General features: G+C 58.9%; 13 protein-coding genes. All 13 read right to left on the bottom strand.

Features of this window, described 5'->3' with window-relative positions; genetic code table 11:
- Nucleotides 1-12 precede the first annotated feature (12 nt).
- The 13 genes from PQG80_RS25950 to PQG80_RS25890 all read right to left on the bottom strand — a co-directional run bounded on the left by PQG80_RS25950 (nt 13) and on the right by PQG80_RS25890 (nt 18,430).
- A complete protein-coding gene (locus tag PQG80_RS25950; protein WP_271754619.1) occupies nt 13-1,173 on the bottom strand; it encodes a mandelate racemase/muconate lactonizing enzyme family protein in 1,161 nt (386 codons plus the stop codon).
- An 18-nt stretch (nt 1,174-1,191) separates the two neighbouring features.
- Nucleotides 1,192-2,208: a zinc-dependent alcohol dehydrogenase gene (locus tag PQG80_RS25945; protein ID WP_271754618.1), complete on the bottom strand. Its 1,017-nt coding sequence runs from the start codon at nt 2,206-2,208 to the stop codon at nt 1,192-1,194.
- 2 nt (nt 2,209-2,210) lie between these two features.
- Entirely contained in the window at nt 2,211-3,818 is a 1,608-nt protein-coding gene (locus PQG80_RS25940) for a hypothetical protein (RefSeq protein WP_271754617.1), read from the bottom strand.
- A gap of 19 nt (nt 3,819-3,837) precedes the next feature.
- On the bottom strand, nt 3,838-4,542 hold the full coding sequence (locus tag PQG80_RS25935; RefSeq protein ID WP_271754616.1) for a PIG-L deacetylase family protein: 705 nt from the start codon (nt 4,540-4,542) through the stop codon (nt 3,838-3,840).
- Between the two features lie 48 nt (nt 4,543-4,590).
- Nucleotides 4,591-5,424 carry a carbohydrate ABC transporter permease gene (locus PQG80_RS25930; protein ID WP_271754615.1) on the bottom strand — a complete coding sequence of 278 codons (834 nt, stop codon included), beginning with the start codon at nt 5,422-5,424 and terminating at the stop codon, nt 4,591-4,593.
- Nucleotides 5,424-6,308: a carbohydrate ABC transporter permease gene (locus tag PQG80_RS25925; protein ID WP_271754614.1), complete on the bottom strand. Its 885-nt coding sequence runs from the start codon at nt 6,306-6,308 to the stop codon at nt 5,424-5,426. The genes PQG80_RS25930 and PQG80_RS25925 overlap by 1 nt, the downstream gene beginning before the upstream one ends.
- A gap of 68 nt (nt 6,309-6,376) precedes the next feature.
- Nucleotides 6,377-7,753 carry an ABC transporter substrate-binding protein gene (locus PQG80_RS25920; RefSeq protein ID WP_271754613.1) on the bottom strand — a complete coding sequence of 459 codons (1,377 nt, stop codon included), beginning with the start codon at nt 7,751-7,753 and terminating at the stop codon, nt 6,377-6,379.
- 142 nt (nt 7,754-7,895) lie between these two features.
- Nucleotides 7,896-11,072, bottom strand: a complete 3,177-nt coding sequence (locus PQG80_RS25915; RefSeq protein WP_271754612.1) for an alpha-L-rhamnosidase — start codon at nt 11,070-11,072, stop codon at nt 7,896-7,898.
- Nucleotides 11,073-11,094: 22 nt separating this feature from the next.
- Nucleotides 11,095-13,092: a hypothetical protein gene (locus tag PQG80_RS25910; protein WP_271754611.1), complete on the bottom strand. Its 1,998-nt coding sequence runs from the start codon at nt 13,090-13,092 to the stop codon at nt 11,095-11,097.
- A gap of 146 nt (nt 13,093-13,238) precedes the next feature.
- Nucleotides 13,239-14,789 (bottom strand): response regulator, encoded by a 1,551-nt coding sequence (locus tag PQG80_RS25905; RefSeq protein ID WP_271754610.1) that lies wholly within the window; start codon nt 14,787-14,789, stop codon nt 13,239-13,241.
- A 39-nt stretch (nt 14,790-14,828) separates the two neighbouring features.
- A complete protein-coding gene (locus tag PQG80_RS25900; protein WP_271754609.1) occupies nt 14,829-16,646 on the bottom strand; it encodes a sensor histidine kinase in 1,818 nt (605 codons plus the stop codon).
- 104 nt (nt 16,647-16,750) lie between these two features.
- On the bottom strand, nt 16,751-17,395 hold the full coding sequence (locus PQG80_RS25895; protein WP_271754608.1) for a cyclase family protein: 645 nt from the start codon (nt 17,393-17,395) through the stop codon (nt 16,751-16,753).
- A 33-nt stretch (nt 17,396-17,428) separates the two neighbouring features.
- On the bottom strand, nt 17,429-18,430 hold the full coding sequence (locus tag PQG80_RS25890; RefSeq protein WP_271754607.1) for a zinc-dependent alcohol dehydrogenase: 1,002 nt from the start codon (nt 18,428-18,430) through the stop codon (nt 17,429-17,431).
- Nucleotides 18,431-18,492: the final 62 nt, after the last annotated feature.

The following is an 18,492-nucleotide window of genomic DNA, read 5'->3' as shown; positions in this document are numbered from 1 at the left end:
GACATGTTATCGCTACAGAATCTGCCCGATCCGCGGCTGGAATTGCGGGTCCTGCGGATCGTAGAATACCATTTCCCGTTCGAAATTCTCGCCGAACCGGTCCAGCTTCGCAATATTCAAATCGATGCCGAAGCCCGGACGGTCGGGTACGGCAATGCTGCCGTTGTTGAATGCCAGTTCTTCGCGAAGCAGGTCGCCCTTCATGAATTTCAGATGCGTATCGTTCGCGAACGGGAAGTTCCGCGAAGAGGCGACCATGTGTACGTTGCCGAGCGTGCCGATGCCGGTCTCCGCCCAGCTCCCCGTCACGCACCAGATGCCCGCGTGGTTGGCCAGATCGACGATCTGCTTGGCTTTGAGGATGCCGCCCGCTTCGGACGGGTAGACCAGAAAACAGGCGCAGGCCCTCTTGTCGATCAAGCGCAGGGCGTCTTCGTAGGTGGCGCAGCCTTCGTCGGCGATAATCGGCACGTCGACGGCGCGGGCCACCGCAGCCATGCCGTCCACGTCGTCATACCGCGTCGGCTGCTCGACCATCTGCAGATCGTACTTCTCCATCTTGCGGATCGCCTTGATCGCGGTCGGCACGCTCCAGTTCTGGTTCGCGTCGATGCGGATCTTCATCTTCGGGCCCACCGCTTCCCGCACCGCCTTCACGCGCTGCGTATCGAGATCGATATCGCGCCCGACCTTAAGCTTCAGCTCCGTATAGCCCGCGGCGGCGAAGCTGCGCGCTTCCTCTGCGTTGTTCTCCGGCTTGTCGATGAAGATATATCCGGCAAAAGCGACCTCTTGCTTCACCTTCCCGCCTAACAAATTGTAGACCGGCGTGTTCAGGATTTTGCCGCGCAGGTCCAGCAAGGCCATCTCGATGCCCGCCATGGCGTAATAGCCGATATGCTTCCAATTCACGCAATATTCTTCTAGCCGGTGCAGGATGGATTCGAGCTCCATCGGATCGCGTCCGACGACGAACGGGGCGAACTCCTTGTCCACGACGGTCTGGATGACCGGGATGGTGGGCCCGACCGATTCGCCGATGCCGGTCAAGCCTTCGTCCGTCTCGATCTGCACGATCAGCGACGGCGCGCTGTATCTCGTGCCCCCCGACCATTTTTCGCCTTTGTAGAATGGGATTTTTATCGTTCTGGTATGGACAGCCGTAATCTTCATGGAAATTCCTCCTAAGTCTTATGCCTGGCCTACGATGACCTTAACCGCCTCGTCCGGCTCGCTGCGGGCGAACGCGATCGCTTGGTCCAGCTCCTCGAACGGATAGCGCTGCGTAAGGAGCGGCTCCACGCGCACGCTGCCGGAAGCCATCATCTCGAGCACCCGCGGCCATACTTGCGGCGCGTTGGTCGAGCCCGACAACGTCAATTCCTTCAATACGACCGCTTGTATATCCGCCAGGATCGGTTGGCCGGGCAATCCGAACAACAGGAGCTGCCCGCTTCTTTTCAGCAGCTCGATGCCGAGCTTGAGCGAGGCCTCGTTGCCGGCCGCGTCGATCGCGATATCCTGCGTTTCCGATGCGATCGCCGCCGCTGCCGCGTCGGGAGACCGCAGATTGACCGTGACGTCCGCTCCCAGCCGTCGGCCCAGATCGAGCCTGCTGTCCCGCATGCCGTATAGAGAAATATGGCTGGCGCCGGCCGCTTTTAACAGCTGCACGTAATATAAGCCTGTCGGACCGTCACCGATCACGGCGGCATGGGTCCCCAGGCGAATATTCAGTTTATCGATGCCGCCCAGGCAGCAGTGCAACGTCTCGGCCTGCGTCGCCTCCGCGAAGCCGACGGAATCGGGCAGACGATACAGATTCGCCGCGGGAACGGTCAGATACTCCTGCCAGCCGCCGGGGAAGTGCAGCCCGATCTCGCCCGACTTCGCGCAGCGGTGCTTGTTGCCGGCCAGGCATTCCCGGCATGTCCCGCAGCCGATCAGCGGGTCGATGCACACGCGGTCTCCCGGCTGCCATCCGGCTACGCCGGCGCCGATCCGCTCGACGACCCCTGCAAGCTCATGGCCGAGCGGGAGCGGCGGCGTGCCGAAGCCCGCATGGCCGCTCATGATATGCAGATCGGTACCGCATACGCCGATCGACAGAATGCGGATCTCCGCTTCGCCCGAGCCCGGATCTTTACGTTCGGCTACGCCCGACGTCACTTCGTTCGGCCCCGTCCATTGCCATACTTTGTTCTGCATCGTTAACCCCCGAGTTCGACGTGGGTATCGTATTGCGTCCATGCGCCCTCGCCGTCGACGATCGCGAAGGATAACGCCTTCAAGGAGACGGGATACCGGCTGCCGGACATCTCCAGCACGCCCCGGTTCTCGGTCTCGAGCAGGTTGAACAAGATCGCCCGGCCGTGCTCCCGCAACCAGATCAATCCGATGTTGCTCCCCTCGGCCATTCGCGGGAAGTGCCAGTTGCCCTCTCCCACCCGGCGTTGAAGCCGGGAGATCTCTTCATTCGAAGGTCTCGCCGTCGTCTGATGATCCCAGATCGACAGATTCGCCGCATCCGGCGCCAACCGATCCAGCACCTCTTTATTGTGCAGCGCTGCCGTCCGGTCGAAGATCACCTGCCGATACGAAGGGAGCTTCCTCTGCCACGCTTCCGTCAATTCATAGGCCCCGAAAAATAGCAGCAGCTCTCCGCCTTCGCTGTCCTGATCCGCGCGGACGGGCTTGACCGGCAATCCGGCCAGGACCGGCAAGCTCGTCGGGACGATCGGCTCCGCGTAGGCGCCGTGCGTTCCGTACGCAAGGTGGACGGGATAGCTTCTGGCCGCGCCTGCGATCGCCTGGTCCAATTCCCGCAGTACCGGGAGCGCATCCGCGATCGCGCGCCAATAATTCTCTTCCAGCACCCAGGTCCCGCTCATGAACAGGACGTTCTCCAGTCCCGAGGCGATGGCCATTTTCGCTTTGTACACCAGGTTATGCGGCTGGAGAGAGCGGGGAGGGAAAATGGTAGACTCGCTATACGCGAAACTCCGATCCAGGAAATTCAGGTGATAGGCGATGCCCAGCATCTCCTCCGCTTTGGCGTAGGGCTTCGTAAAGCTCGCATCGTTGAACTGCAGCTCGCCGACCCGGAACAGCGCATTCGGGATGCGAGCGCGGATGGCGGGAATATCGATCCCGTGCCGCTCGTCGCCGAAGTGCATGACCATGATGCCGGCTTGAACGCCCTCATCGCGCGTCGCTTCCATGACCGCCGTGATCTTATCGCATTGAAAGGCTACCCAGTCCTTCATCAATGCCGCGTTCTGCTTCCTCGTCAGCTGCGCCATCAACGACTCTCGGGTCTCCCGATGGCCGTAGCTCTCATTGAATTCCGCCAGGCAGGCATCGCAATAGCAGCCTTCGATCTGCGCGTTGAAATTGCCGACGCGCAGATCGTCGTCCAGGAACACTTCCCGGAAGCCCGCTTCGCGCAGGAGCCTGGCGGCCTTGCCGTTGTCCTCGATCAGGCAGCTGTCGATCGCCCCGCAGAAGTACACCGTCTCCCCCAGGTTATCGACCCTGTAATGCCAGGTCTTCGGGATCTCCAGATCGAGATCCGGATCGTCCGGATTCAGCGAATTACCGGGGTGTCCGATCGGGATCGTGACCGCCCCGACCTCGAAGCCATGCGACTCGGCGAACGCCTTCGCTTCCTTCAGCTCTTCGATATCGACCATTTTGCCCGAGAAGAATCCCGCGATCCAGAGCTTCTGGATGCCGGCTTGCTTCATCCGTTCGACGAGCTCATCCCTCGTCGCCCGATCGATCAGCGGTTCATGCGCCATGCTATATTGCAGTTTCATCCCGCGTAGCCTCCCATGATTACGGAAGTAATTTGAAGTTCGGCATGTAGCCGTGGATCCGGTATGCCCTGAAGCCTTCGGCGTAGGCGAAGCCCGCTTGAAGTCCCCTGAATCTGTCCGTGATCTCCAAGATGTCGAGCAAGCCGTGGGTCTGGTACACGTCCATCCAGGCATACTGGCTCTTGTGCAGGGCCAAGGCTTCTTTTTTCAAGTCGAACACGTCGGTCGTGTCTACGTACACTTCCGGCTCAAAGCCGATGCCGACCGGCGTTCCGTAATAAAAGAGAGACGGATTCTTCGCGATCGGAGGTTCGTCCGCGGGGATCAGCTTGCCGGGAATCGACAGCATGACTTCGCTTACGATCTTACCGGTGACGGCATGATCTGTACTCGGATCCTCGGGATAGTTCACCAGGATCACGTCCGGATTCGCCCATCGGATCGCGTTGATGACGGCACGCCTCGTCTCGGGGGTGTCCTGCAGTCCTTGGTCGTCGAACCTAAGGAACCTCACCTCCGCGCCCAAGAGCGTCGCCGCCTCCAGCTGCTCCTGCTCCCTTACGCGAGCGATGTCCTCCCGGGTGTCATACTCGTTCGAGCCGATGTTCCCGCTTGTCGTCAGCGCAATGAAAATGCTGTGCCCCTGCTGCTTGTATTTCAACAGCGTGCCTGCGCAAAATACCTCGATATCGTCCGGATGCGCGCCGATCGCCAGGATGTTCATCCCGATCCTCTCCTGTCTCATTGTCGAATGGTCGATCTTCTGGTCTCGTTAGCCTTTGACGGCGCCGGCGGTAATGCCGGAGACCATGTATTTCTGCGCGAACATAAACAGGATCAGGCAAGGAACGATGCCCACCAAAATATCCGCGAACACGAGGTTCCAGCTCTGGCTGTACTTGCCGAAGAAAGAGTAAATACTAAGCGGAAGCGGGTATTGCGTCGATTTGGAGAAGTAGAGGTAATAGGCAACGTTGTTCCAAACGGCGATAAATACGAATATCGATACCGTAATGGTTACGGGCTTTAACAAGGGGAAGACAATCCTGAAATATAACTGATAGGGATTGCTGCCGTCGATAATCGCGGCTTCGTCGATCTCGCGAGGAATCGTTTTGATGAACCCTGTGAACAGAAAAATGCCGAAGGGGAGCGTTGCGGTAACGAAAAGCATGACCAGGCCGATGTACGTGTTGTTTAATTGGAGAAGCCGCATTTCCAGATAAATCGGGATGATCGATCCCGGAACGATTAGGCCGGCGATAAAGTAGTTATAAAAGAAAGTCGAAAGCTTTCTCTTGATTCTGGCCAGATAAAAGGAGCACATCGAAGCGACGACGACATTGGAGATGACCGTGATGAGTCCCAGCAGCAGGCCGTTATACAAACCTCTTAAAATATTGGACTCTCTGAATACGGTCGCATAATTTTCCCATACCGGCTTGGACGGCAGCGTTAATCCCATGAGGCCCGCTCCCGTCGAATCCTTGAGCGAATTGGAGAACACCATCCAGATCGGGATCAAATAACAGAGGGCGACGCCGATCATCAGAATCTCCAGAATCGCCCGAGTCGGCGTAAGCCTCCACCTCTTCAGCAGCTGCATTAGTATTCGACCTCCATTTTCCTAAACAAGCCCAGAAGCGTGAAGCTGGAGATACTAACCACGACCGTAAAGACAAGACCCGCCGCAGCCGCATAGCCGTATAAGCCCTGCGAGAAGTTGGCGAAAATGAAGGTTCCGAACACCTCGGTGGCCCCGTTCGGTCCGCCGTTGGTTAAGCCGTAAACTTCGCCGAATACGTTTAACCCGGAGATTAGCACGAGCAAGGTGTTGATAGTTAACGCATGCATGGTTAAAGGCAGCGTAATGTAACGGAATTTCTTGATCCCGCCGGCGCCGTCGATCGTGGCCGATTCGTAGAAGTCCGCGGATACGGATTGCAGGCCCGCGAGGAAGATGACGACCGTCGATCCCAAGCCGACCCAAACGCCCATGATGATGACGGAATACATGGCGATTTTCGGTTCCGTCAGCCAATTCTGCGCCAATGCACCGAGCCCGATCTTCCGGAGGAACGTGTTAATGGGCCCATAGGTGGGATTATATAGCGCGCTGAAGACGAGGGAGATGACGAGCGGGTTAATCACGACCGGCGAGAAGATAATGACCCGGTAGGCGTTCTTGAACTTCACCTGATTGTTCAGAATGATCGCCAGCGCATAGCCGATCGCGATGACGAACACCGTGTGCAGGGCGGTGTACATCAAGGTGTGTCTGATGGCCCCGATAAACCCGGTGGATTCGAACAAATCCTTGAAGTTCTGCCACCCGACGAACGTCGGATTAAAGAGATAAAACGTCGACCAATCCGTAAACGCGGCCGCTAGACCCACAAAACTCGGAACGACCGAAAACACCGTGTAGAGGATGACCGCGGGAACGATAAAGAGGATCGGATAATTTCTCATGATCATTTTGGGAATCATAGCAAACCACCTTTCTTAAAAGGGATAATCCCCTGAATGTCTCATAGGATTATCCCTTTTACGACTACTTAGAAACCTTCCGTTTTGGCCGTCTTGTTCACCTTGGCGTAATCCTTGTACCAATCGTCAAGGGCCTGGGCAGGCGCCTTGCCCGCCATCATGTCGTTCACGTGCTTGTTGAAGTCGCCGAGCTGGAAGTTCGGATCCAGGTATCCCAGAAGGAACGGAGCAGCCGGAATGTCGTTGGCCGCGATCATATCCGCCATCGATTGCTGGAAGTGGTTGAGCCCGACGGTGAAGTCCTTGTACGGAGAGATCCCCGATCCCGGCGTTCCGTCCTTGGTGTTCAGCAGGATAAAGTTGTCTTTTTGCGTCGCGAAGTTAATGAAATCGTTGGCCTCGGCCTTGTGCTTCGCGTTGACGGGAATCGAGAGCGCCGCCTCGTCCGTCGGCGGGAACGTCGCGGCGATATAATCGTCGCCGAGCGTGAACGGCATATAGCCGAGCTTTTCCGCTTTTGCCGCGTCTTCCTTTTCAAAATCGCCGTAAGTGACGTCCGGATAAAATTCCATGGCGATCGTGCCGTCCAGCAAGCCCTTTTGGATGATCGGTTGATCGGAAGACAAGTAGTCCTTCGCGATATACTTTTTCAAGCTCACATAACGGTTCACCATCTCGAGGTATTCGGGCGAATCGGCCGGTTTGATCTTATTCGTCGAGATTTGCTTCGCAAGGTCCGGATTTTTCGCGAACACATAAGCGCCGCCGACCAAGTAAGGCTGGTTCGCCGTCCAGGTCGATTTGCCTGCGAGTCCGAGCGGGGTGACGCCCATCGCGAGCAACTTATCGGCTGCGGCGATGAACTCCTGGTAGGTCTTCAGCGGCACCTTAATGCCGGCCTTATCGAAAACTTCCGTATTGTAGATGATTCCATAGAAGCTGTGCGGGGCGGCCGGCGCTTGATAGAACTTGCCGTCGATCGTCGTGACGGCGCCGACCGTCGGGTCGATGCGATCCAGGATCGGGCCCGTGATCGGCTCCAGGAAATTGGCGGGGATATAATTGAAGCCTTTATTGTGGAACAGCAGGTCCGGCGCATCGTCCGTAGACATCTTGGTCTTCATGACGTTGAGGTATTGATCGTCCGGCACGACTTCTTGCTTGATCTTGTTGCCGGTAGCGGCTTCATAGGCTTTGAGCATGTCTTGAACGCCGGTGCCGGCCATCCAGGACGTCGGGCCCATGAACGTCAATTCTACGGGATCCTTGGCAGGCGCCGCCGATTCCGTTGCCGCCGCCGTGCTGGCTGCAGCCGAACCGCCGGGAGAAGCGCTGCCTTCCGCTGCGTTGTTGCCGTTGTTGCCGTTGTTCCCGCCGCACGCCGCCAGAGTCGTGGATAACGCTAAAATGAGACCAAGCGAGACCGATAACTTTCGTTTTGCCATCGACTTTAACCCCCATCAGTTCGTATGATTGCGTTAGTACCCTGCTCTTTCGCGCCGATTACCATCTCATTTTACTTTCTTAACATTCCCTTGATATATAGAAAAACGTACGGGGCCTTCTTGAATATTGAACGTAAGTTCGTCAATGGCACGCGAAGCGGTAGGCGCCCGAGCCGACCTTCACCGACCAATACTGCCCGTCTTCTCCTACGATCTCGACGCCTTCCGCGGCTTCCGCGGCGACGCCGCTCTCCGTCAGCTGCCCGCTCCCCGCCTTGGGCACGTATACGACGGCCGTCGTGTTGACCGGCACGGTCACCTCGTGGACGAGCCCGTCCGCGGTCGACCGCCAAGCCGACCCGATCGGCCCGCGGACCGTCTCGACCGTGCCGCTGGCATACGTCATGTCGCCCAAGAGATACGGCTTGAGGACGCTCGTCTTATAGCCGTTGGTCTCCGTCTGGATGCCGGCCAGATGCTTGAAGAACCAATCGTCGATCGTGCCGAGGAAATAGTGGTCGTAGGACCGCGTCTTCGCCTCCCACGCCTCCCAGAAGGACGTCCCGCCTTCCGCCAGGCAATAGCCCCAGCTCGGGAACGTCTCCTTGTTGGCGAGCGTATACGCGACATCGCCTCTACCGTGCTCGGTGAGCACGGGCGCCAGATACTTCGTGCCGAAGCAGCCCGTGTCCAGATGCCCGTCCTTGCTCTCCAGGATGTCGCGCGCCAGGCGGTCGACGATGCGGTCGATCTCTCCCTCCGGCGCGATGCCGAACGCCACCGGGAGCACGTTGGACGTCTGCCGGTAGCCGGCTTCGATCTCCGTGTGGTATTCGGCGCCGCCCGGCGAGTAGAACTTCTCGTTCACGACCTTCGCCAGCCGCGCTTGCGCATCCGCATAATAAACGGCATCCTCCGACTGGCCCAGCACGCCGGCGATCTGCGCCATCAGCGAGCAGCAGTAGCAGACGTAAGCCGTCGCCAGCAGCGTGCCGCCCTCCGGCCCGATGAACGGCCCCGGGACTGCCCAATCCGCGTAGCTCTCGTCCGAGCTCACGCCGTCCTTCAGTCTGTTCAGCTCGTACTGCATGTAATGCTTCATGCCGTCGTAATGCTTGCGCAGCGTCTCCTTGTCGCCGTAGTACGCGTACAAGGTCCAAGGCACGATGACGAACGCGCTCATCCAGGCGGGCGTCGGCGTCAGGTACAGGAACGGCCCCGGACAGGTGTGGGCGACCTCCCCTGCCGGCTGCTGCGAGTCGGCGATATCCTGCGTCCACTTGGCGAAGAACGCCGACATATCGAAGTTCATCGAGGCGCATTCCGCGATCACTTGCCCGTCGCCCGTCCAGCCCCGCTTTTCATGGAAGGGCGTGTCGGTCGGAATGCTGTGGAAGTTGTTCAGCATCGTATTCTTCATCGCCTCATGAATGCGGTTGAATAGGTCGTTCGAGCTGTCGAAGGCGCCGATCGTCTCCAGATCGTTATGGAAGACGCGGGCTTCGACGGACACCGGCTTCGCGGCGCTCTCGATCTGGAGATAGCGGAAGCCTTTGTAGCTGAACTTCGGCTCCCAGATCTCGACGCCCTCGCCCTTGGCGATGTACACGTCCTCCTGCGGATTCTCCCAGAACTGATGGTCGTAGCCTTCCTTCCAGATATCGAGCGAACCGTTCTCGCGGAGAATCTCCCCGTATACGAGCTTGACGCTCGTGCCTCTCGGCGCCTGCACCGAGAGCTTCGCCCAACCGGTCGTGACGAGACCGGCATCGTACACGTAGACGTTCGGCGCGGGGCTCGATAGATACGCGCACGCAATCGTCTCTACGACGCGGATCGGGGGGACGAAGGCGGATTCGACGCTGCCCTCGTACGGCGCCATCTTGCTGACGGCCGTCCAGTCGTCGTCCGCGTATCCTGCGAGCTGCCAGCCCGCGCGCTCGAGGCGGGCATCGTATTTGTCGCCGTACCAGATGTTGTCGTCGACCGTCGGCCCGTCCGTCGTTCGCCACGTGCCGTCGGTGGCGATCGTCTCGATCGCGCCGTCCGCGTATTCGACCCTCAGCTGCGCCCGCACCTTCGGTTCGATCGTGCCCGTGGCGGGATCCGGGCGGCTGAAGTTGTCGCCGATCCAATCCTTGCCGTATGCGTAATGGCCGCGTCCGAGCTCGATCGCGACGCAGTTCGGCCCTTCCTGCAGCAGCTGCGTACCGTCGAACGTAATCGCGTACGTGCGCTTGGGAAATTGCGTATAATCCGGCTGCAGCAACCCGTCGCCGAGCCGTTGCCCGTTCAAGTGCGCTTCAAAGTAGCCGAGACAGGCGATATGCAGCCTGGCGGACTTCACCGCCTGCTTCGCCCGGAACTCCTTGCGGAGCAGCGGAGCGGAGCCCCTGCGGCGGATATCGCCCCATGGCGCGTCGCCGTAGGACGCGATCGTCCGCGACAGCGCCCAGGCGGCATCGTCGTGCTCGGCCAGCTTCCAGGCCGGCTCCGTCACGTCCGTCGCATCCGGTATGGCCGATACGCGCCACGTATCGTCCGTCCAGATCGTCTCGACCGAGCCGTCGTCGTAGCCGAGCTCGAACTTGCCGAGGATGCCCGCTCCGTCCGACGGCGAATGCTCGACGACCCAAGAGAAGCCGTTGTCCCCGTCCCGCAGCTTGGAGGTAAAATCGATATACACGAACGGGGACGTCCAATCCTGCTTCCAGCGCGTATTCAGCTTGGCGATCGTGCTTCCGTTCACGAAGACGGTGAACGGCGAACCGCCCGTGCCATGGAAGAACGCATAACGAACCTTCCTGCCCTCCGGCGCCTTGAAGGACTTGCGGAAATGGACGAGCCGCGCCGGACCTTCGGCGGGACGGGCGGCCGGCAGATCAAGGGAGTGCCATGCCCAGCGCGCTCCCGCCAGCGGATTGCGTTCCGTAGCGCCGCCGATCCATTCGGCAGCCCATTCTTCGGGCCTGAGCAGTCCCGTCTCGAACCAAGCCGGAGCGCTCCACGCGGAAGGCTCGCCGTCTTTGTCCCACGCCATCGCCCTCCAGTAATAGCGGGTTTCCGACGCCAATGGCTCGCCCGCATAGCGGAGCTGCAGGGTCTCGTCGGATGCGACCTTGCCGCTGTCCCAGCATCCGCCCTCTTCGCGGCCGAGACGCGTCTCGTCGCGATCGACGACGATCCGGTACGCCGTTTGGCGCTGGGCACGCCGGTCCGATGCCAGCTTCCAGCTGAACAAAGGCCGCGTGCTGCCAATCCCCAGCGGATTGACGGTATTTTCCGTCTTCAATTCATACAGCTTCAGTCTTCCGCTCATCCGGGACACCTCTCGATTCTACTTAACGCGTATAGAAGATACGGCTCTGCCAGACGCCGACGTTGTCTACGGATAGCGTCGCCTGCAGTCCTTCGCCGCTCGGCGCGGCGCCTTGTCGATGCTTGACGCTCGTGCCGTCGGGCAGCAGCTCATAGATGTCGCGGCCCGCGGCTTCCGGATACCCGAGCTTGACCTCGAACGCTCCCGTCTCGTCATAGGAGGCGTTCAGCAGCAGGATCAGCCACCCGCGCTCGTCCGCCGCGTATTTGACGAACGGAACGACCCGCAGCGACCGGTCGATGAAGGCCGGAAGCTGGCCGCCGCACAGCCACTCGCCGATCCGGAGCAGCTGCTTCCGCTTGAAGCCCGAGTGAATCATCTGCCAAGGCGGGTACCCCTGCACCGCGACCCTTCCGCCCCATTCGTTCTCGAATACCGTAGACCCCGGACCCAGATCGTCCTTCGTAAAGCTCACGAGCCTGCTGAGCACTCTCGTCTTGTCGCTCGTCGGCTTCAGCGCGTAGGCTACGCCTTTTTTCATCGCAAAACGGGCGTCGCGCTGTTCGCCGGCGTCATCTCCGTTCAGCGGATCGCCGGACAAGATCTCGGTGATGCCGTTATCGTACGTGCGCACGACCTCTGCGCCGCAGTATTCGCCAAGTCCTCTGGCCGTCAAGATCGCAAGCGACTTCCCATCCATCAGTACGCCGCCGCGGAGCATCTCCCGCAGCTCCTCGGTCGTATAACCTTCCGCCGCGTTCTCGCTCAGTATCGTGCCGCGGGCCTGAGCCGCGTTCATGGACAGCGGAAAGCCGATCTCGCTGAGCGCGTAGCCGTTCAAGCTATTGTCGACGGACAGGCTATCGAACCAGTTGCCGTTCTCCACCGCTCTTCTCGCCTCGTGAAGATGGGACAACGCCGGATACATGCCGCCCGTTCCGTATCCGCCCGCGATCCGTTCGATCTCCGCCCAGCGCGGCCGGGCCGCCTCGATCGCGTCCATCAGCTCGTGATATTCGCCCAGCGAACCGAGCTCGCCCCTCAGCGCGTCGAAGGCGACGCCGTTGCATCCGGACAGGATCGCAGCCGTGCATTCCTCGATCGTAATGCGAACCGACTTGGACAAACGCTGGAACGGGAAGTTCTCCAGCTCGTACTGGATGTCCCGCACGAAGTCGGGATAATGCGCGATCTGCCGGTTGACCTCATGCGCCTTGCGCACGAGTCCGAACGGTTTGGAATCTTCGAAGAAGCCGCCGCCGGGCCTGGCCCTGCCCGCCTTCAGCGCTTTGAACCAGCTCGGATAGTCCACGCCCGTATAGGTGGAGATGCCGAGACTGACCGTCATGAGGCCCAGCTCGATTCGGTCGTCCACGCGATGCACCGCTTCTTCGATATGGGCGAGCAGCCGCTCGATCGACTCGGCGTTCTGCCGTACCCACCGTTCCCGCGCTTCGCCGCCGTCCGGGGCGTTCAATACGTCGACCAATTGCTCGCGCGAGTATGCCGTGCCATGCTTCCGGTTATAGATATCGATACATTCCGGGCAGAAGCACGCATAATCGGACGAACCGAGACCGAACATGCGGATGTCGTCGTCGACCCAGACGAACGAAGGCCCGGCTTCCGCGACGAGCGCGTACTTGCGGGCGATGTATTCGCGGAACGCTGCCGAGTTCGGGCAGAAGCTGCTCTTGGAGGACAAGCCGTCCCGGCCGACGGTCGGCTGGAACGGGATCGCGGGCAGCCAGTCCCACGCTTCGTCGAAGTGGCCGAGCGTCGCCAGCATGTTGATGCCCACCTGGTCGAAGCCGTTCGCGCGCAGCCTCGTCAACCGGTCCTTCATGATGCCGCATAGCTCGCCGAACCGATCGAGCGGGTTATAGCCTTGATGCCAATATTCAGTGAATAACATGATCTCGTCTACGGCGCCTCGGTGCTGAATCAAGAAGTCGAGCAATTCCCTGAATTGTTCCTCCGATTCGTATCGGGGAATCAGAATGCGGAAGCTTAGCTTCATCGGGATACCGCCTTTTGCGTCAAGTGGTCTTGCTGCATGCCCATTTATTGTAGAACCGCCTCCATCCGCGCGGAATAGAAAATCGTCCTGCCGCATCTTCAAATATGAACGGATCGTCGCGCAAAAAAAGAACCCGATGACGGTTATCATCGGGCACGGCTTAAGCTCTCGCGGTATCGGGTCGGACTCATGTCGGTTACCGTCTTAAAGACGTGGCTGAAATAATTCTGATCGGTATAGCCGACGACCTCGGCGATTTCCTTGTTCAGCATTTTCGGATAATCGCGCATGAGGTCCTGCGCGATCTTCATCCGGAGCGAGGTCAGATACTCCACATAGGATTTGTTGCTGTAGTCGCGGAAAAGCGTGCAAATGACCGTCCGCGATACGTGGAATTGGTCGGTCAGCGTCTGCAGCGAGAGCGGCTGGCCGATATTGGAAGAGATGTACATCTCGATCTTGTCGAACAATTGCCTGGCATCCCCGTCGCGGGCGTCTCCTCCCGCGAATTGAAACGCGCTCGCCAGCATCGCATAGAACGCTTCCTCCAGTTCGCCGAACGTGCGGCAAGTATCGACGAGCTCCTCGATTCGCGTCTCCAGCGTCTTGTATTGCGACACGGACGAGGTGCGGTATTGCTGCTCGAACAAGTGAACGATCCGCTTGAGATGGATCTCGGCGATCATGCTCGTGCAATCGTGCCGCTCCCAGTTGTCGAACAGGCCCGCGATCAGGCTCTTCAAGCCGGGCACGTCCCGCTTCTGCAGCAGCTGCGCGAACCGCTTCTCGTCCGTCGCGGAGAACTGCGCGGAGGGCTCCGCGAATTCCGCTTCCAAGGCGACCATACGCGGCTTGCCGATGACGATGCGCTCCGACAGCGCGACGTAGAGCCGCTTGTGCAAGGACCTGATTTCCTCGAGGCTCGCGAACGAACCGCTGTAGACGATCGTAGGGAGGACGCCGTCGCGCGCGCAGGCCTGCTGGGCCGCTTGGAGCAGCTGCGGGAATCGGCCCGGATGTAGGTCGAATAAGCCGAAGATCAGCAAGATCGACTTGCGGTCGTCGGACGGAAGGAACCAGCATTGCTCCCGTCGTTCTATATGCTCGCTCAACTGACGGCGCAGCGGCTCGCTATCGAACTCGCTCCTCGGCATCAGCAATCGGACGTCGTACAGCGCTTCGACGTTCTGAATGAGCAGCATCCGGTATCCCTCGAACGGAAATAGGGCCTGTACGGCGGTATTCTCCATCGCGCCTTCCAGATCCCCGCTCAGGATCGCCCGCAATAACTCCTTCGACCTGTCGTAGCTTTGGTTCCGGTTCACGTCGAGCAGCTTCAGCAGCACATCCCGCAATGCCGCCGTATCGACGGGCTTGAGCAAATATTCCATCACGTTCGCCTTCATCGCCTCGCGCGCGTATTCGAACGTCGGATAGGCGCTGATCACCACGACGCGAACGGACGGCCAACGGACCTGGATCGCCTTGGCGAGCTCGATGCCGTTCATGGCGGACATCTGAATATCCGTGAACACCGTGTCGGGATTGACGAGCGGCATTTGCTCCATAGCGGATTGTCCGCTGTAGCATTCGGACACGATCTCGAAGACGGTGCCCAATTGCTCGCTCAGCTGCAGGATACGGGCCTTGAGCTTATCGATGGAAAAAGGATCGTCGTCTACCAGCATGATGCGCATGAGCGCGCCTCCTTTAGTTGAGTCCGATGCTTCGGCCGGCTAACGCCTTAGCGGTCCCCGCAAGCGGATGCGGACGCCCGAGGCATCTTCCCTATTCTCGATTTCGTAGGCGAATTGATCCTTGAACATGAACTTCAATCGGCCCATCGAGTTGGCGACGCCCATGCCGCCCTGGGAGATTCCCTCTCCTTCGGCGCTGGAGAGCATCTGCTCGAGGTAATCCTCGACTTTCGCTTTGACTTGGATCAATCGCTGCTCCGTCATGCCGATGCCGTTGTCTTGAATCCGGATGACCCAATGGGCGGTATCGATATAAGCGGCGACCTCGACCTCCAAGGAGTTCGTCGATTCGTTGAAGCCGTGCTGAATGCTGTTCTCCACGAGCGGCTGCAGGACCAGCTTGGGCACGACCAGATTCGTCAGCATCGGATCCACCTCGACCGTATAGCGGAGCTTATCGACGAAGCGGATCTTCATCAGCTCCAGATATTGAATCGTGAACTCGATCTCCTTCTCCAGCGTGATAATCGGGGACTGCGTGGATATCGAGTAGCGGAAAAATCCGAGCAGATTCTGACTTAGCGCGCTCACCTGATTCAAATTGCGGTCCTCCGCGCTGGACTGGATGAATCCGAGCATGTTAAAAAGAAAATGCGGGTTGATCTGCGCTTGCATCATATCGAAGTGGGCCTGCAGCTGCAGCGTCCGAAAGCGGACGGTTTCCTCCAGCGAATTTTTCAACCGGTCGCTCATGTTGCGGAAGGAACGGTTGATCAGGTGAATTTCGTCCATCTCGTATTTATTGTCGACGTTGGGCTGCTCGTCGTTCGCGTCCAAGCTGATCCGGTCGATCGATCGTTTCAGCTGCTTCAGCGGCCGGGTCAGTATTCTGGATAAAATGTAGAAGAGCGCGACCGAGATCAGGATAAGCAGAAGCATGGCCGCGATCGCGACGTTCCGAAAATTGACCAGAGAGGCGAACACGACCTTTTGGGGAACGGTGAGCATGACTCCGAATTGGGACTTCTCGCTCGACTTGTAGAAAACGTACTGCTTATCTCCGAACGACGTCGCCATATAAGGGTATTTCTCCGTCGACGACCGCTGCTTCAAGCGGTTATATTCCTGCATGTCCGCAAGCGCGAGCCCGTCTTTTCCATTCTTGGTCGAGGAGATGATCGCGTCGTCGAAAAAGAGATTCAGCTCCGCGCCATGGATTTGGCTTAGCGTCTGCAGATCCAGCAGCTCGTCCGCTTTGACCATGACTTGGAGGATGCCGGCCCTCGTCTCCCACGGCAGCAGCATGCGGCTGAAGACGAATACGGGCATGGCGTTCGACGGATTCCAAGGATCTCTCGGCGCGTAGCTCAGGAGCGTCTCTCCGTTGGTGGCGGCGATCCGTCTTAAATCTGCGTAGGTGTCCAGCGGACCGATCGAAGTTCGATCGTCTTCGCTGTCCGAGATCAGATCGCCGTTCATCGTGAAAATGCGGATATTGATCGCATCGGGGTATATCGTCGACAGCATCGTGACGAAGTTTTTCAGCGAGCCCCGGAGCTGGTAGCGTTCGTAAAAGTCCTGGGAGCTCGCGAGTCCGTTCAGATAGCTGACGGCGGGACTGCCGTTCGTGATCGACGACCAGTACAGCATTTTGCTGAGGACATCGAACTGGTTGACGCGTTCGTCCAGCCGGTCTTTGATTTTCGAGACCGTCTCGTCGAATCTGGAGATGGAGTTTTTCTCGATATTGTTCTGCAAGTAGACGTACATCGGCATGCAAACCAGCAGGATGATCGCAACCACGATGAGCGAATACGTGAGGAAAAATTTGGTGTGCAGGCTGTTCCAGAAACGCATGTCGCCGCATCTCCTCCCAAGCTCGCTCCGTCGGGCGGATGTATGGAATTGCGCCCATTCTATCACGTCCGAGCCGGGTTGTACTACCCCATTCCGCTAATGAACTACAGCCCGAGCATCGCGAACGCTCGAATCGGCGCCCCGTCTCTGCCCCTGATCTTGAGCGGCGCGGCGGCAAAATAAAATTCGTCCGCGTCGATATCGCCCAGATTCGCCAAGCCTTCGACGATGACGATCTCGGCCTGTAACAGAATTTTATGAACGGGCTCGTAATCCGCCGGATTCGGAGTGGGCACGTCCATCCCGATCAATCCGACCTTCCGCTCGGCAAGCCATGTCGCCAGCTCTACCGTCATATAAGGGAAATCGGTAAAGTAATGCCGCTCCGGCAGCTGCTTGAACCAGTCCGTTCGATAGATCACCTTCGAACCCTCAACGATGCGGTCCGCGTAGGGCTCGAAGTCCTTGACTTCGATGGGCTCCTTGGGCTGCTTATAGGTCAGATCCACGAGAATCGCCTTGCCGATGCATTGCTGCAGCTCTAATTGATCGACCGTCTTGCCATCGTCCAGGAAATGATACGGCGCGTCCAAGTGCGTGCCTTGATGCGTGCTCATGGAAAGTTGCGTCATATTATACCCAATCGTTTCCGTCGTATTGTGCACGATCACGGCGCATTTCGGATCCCACGCGAAATTGGGCGCGCCATGGTAAATCTCAAGCGATAAATCGACGATTTTAAAGGTCATACGTACATCTCCTTCCCTCTGATCAAGCTGGATTCATGGCTTTAAAAAGATCTTCGCAAACCGGCTTTTACCCCCGGCCAGCTCCTCGAACGCTTCGGGCCCTTGCTCCAATGGACGCCCCTCCGTCCAGCCCTCGATCGCGACCTTCCCCTGCCGCAGCAGCTCGACGGCTTGCCGAAAATCCTCGTGGGCGTACGTATAAGAACCGATAAGAGAGATCTCTTGCCTCACCAAATGATTCATGGGCAGCTCCGACGTGCCATGGCCGAGCCCCACCATGATGACCGATCCGCCCGGATCCACGAGGTTCATCGCTTGCTCTCTCGTCGCCTGAATGCCCACGCAATCGATAATGACCGGGATCCCGTCGGGAAACAGATCGTCCCGCCGATCTTCGATCTGTCGCGGCGAGAGACCGACGGCGCCCAACCTTGTCGCATGCGCGAGTCTTGCCGGCTGAAGATCAAGCACGACGACGCTGCCCGCACCCATCTGCAGAGCCGCCGACGCGCACAGCAGCCCGATGGGACCGGCCCCGTAAATGAGCAGATCGTCAAGCGGCCTGCAGCCCAGCTTGACGGCATGGATCGCTACGGCTAACGGTTCTGCCAGCGAGGCGAGGGAAGCATCCATCTCTTGCGGAACCCGGATCGCGTTCTCATAAGGCACGCTTACGTAATCGGCAAAGGCGCCCGGCCGATGAATCCCGATAATCCGGCGATTGCGGCATATATTGGTCTCCCCCCTCAGGCAGCTCGCGCAGGTACGGCAAGCGATGAGCGGGTTGACGATGACTTTGTCCGCGAGCGATAGCCCGCTTACCTGATCTCCCATCGCGTCGACGCGTCCGCAGAACTCGTGCCCCATGACCAGCGGCGGCACGCGTACGCTGCTGTGGCCCAGGTAGCCTTCCAATTCGCTGCCGCAGATGCCCACGCTCTCTACCTTAACGCGTATTTCATGGGGTTGAATGCCCGGAACTTCCACTTCCTCGATCGCTAGCTTCTCAGGTCCCTGATATACTAATGCCCGCATGGATCCATTTCTCCCGTCTGTCGCTTGGCTTCATTTGGCCGCATAGGCGTCTTGTAATCGCA

The organism is Cohnella rhizoplanae (genome assembly GCF_948329515.1).
GTDB classification, from domain to species: Bacteria; Bacillota; Bacilli; order Paenibacillales; family Paenibacillaceae; genus Cohnella; species Cohnella rhizoplanae.
This window is presented reverse-complemented; position numbering and strand designations above follow the sequence as displayed.

Excerpts from the sequence above, each read along its gene's own strand:
- PQG80_RS25950 (WP_271754619.1), bottom strand. The coding sequence starts at position 1,173 with ATGAAGATTACGGCTGTCCATACCAGAACGATAAAAATCCCATTCTAC.
- PQG80_RS25945 (WP_271754618.1), bottom strand. The coding sequence starts at position 2,208 with ATGCAGAACAAAGTATGGCAATGGACGGGGCCGAACGAAGTGACGTCG.
- PQG80_RS25940 (WP_271754617.1), bottom strand. The coding sequence starts at position 3,818 with ATGAAACTGCAATATAGCATGGCGCATGAACCGCTGATCGATCGGGCG.
- PQG80_RS25935 (WP_271754616.1), bottom strand. The coding sequence starts at position 4,542 with ATGAACATCCTGGCGATCGGCGCGCATCCGGACGATATCGAGGTATTT.
- PQG80_RS25930 (WP_271754615.1), bottom strand. The coding sequence starts at position 5,424 with ATGCAGCTGCTGAAGAGGTGGAGGCTTACGCCGACTCGGGCGATTCTG.
- PQG80_RS25925 (WP_271754614.1), bottom strand. The coding sequence starts at position 6,308 with ATGATTCCCAAAATGATCATGAGAAATTATCCGATCCTCTTTATCGTT.
- PQG80_RS25920 (WP_271754613.1), bottom strand. The coding sequence starts at position 7,753 with ATGGCAAAACGAAAGTTATCGGTCTCGCTTGGTCTCATTTTAGCGTTA.
- PQG80_RS25915 (WP_271754612.1), bottom strand. The coding sequence starts at position 11,072 with ATGAGCGGAAGACTGAAGCTGTATGAATTGAAGACGGAAAATACCGTC.
- PQG80_RS25910 (WP_271754611.1), bottom strand. The coding sequence starts at position 13,092 with ATGAAGCTAAGCTTCCGCATTCTGATTCCCCGATACGAATCGGAGGAA.
- PQG80_RS25905 (WP_271754610.1), bottom strand. The coding sequence starts at position 14,789 with ATGCGCATCATGCTGGTAGACGACGATCCTTTTTCCATCGATAAGCTC.
- PQG80_RS25900 (WP_271754609.1), bottom strand. The coding sequence starts at position 16,646 with ATGCGTTTCTGGAACAGCCTGCACACCAAATTTTTCCTCACGTATTCG.
- PQG80_RS25895 (WP_271754608.1), bottom strand. The coding sequence starts at position 17,395 with ATGACCTTTAAAATCGTCGATTTATCGCTTGAGATTTACCATGGCGCG.
- PQG80_RS25890 (WP_271754607.1), bottom strand. The coding sequence starts at position 18,430 with ATGCGGGCATTAGTATATCAGGGACCTGAGAAGCTAGCGATCGAGGAA.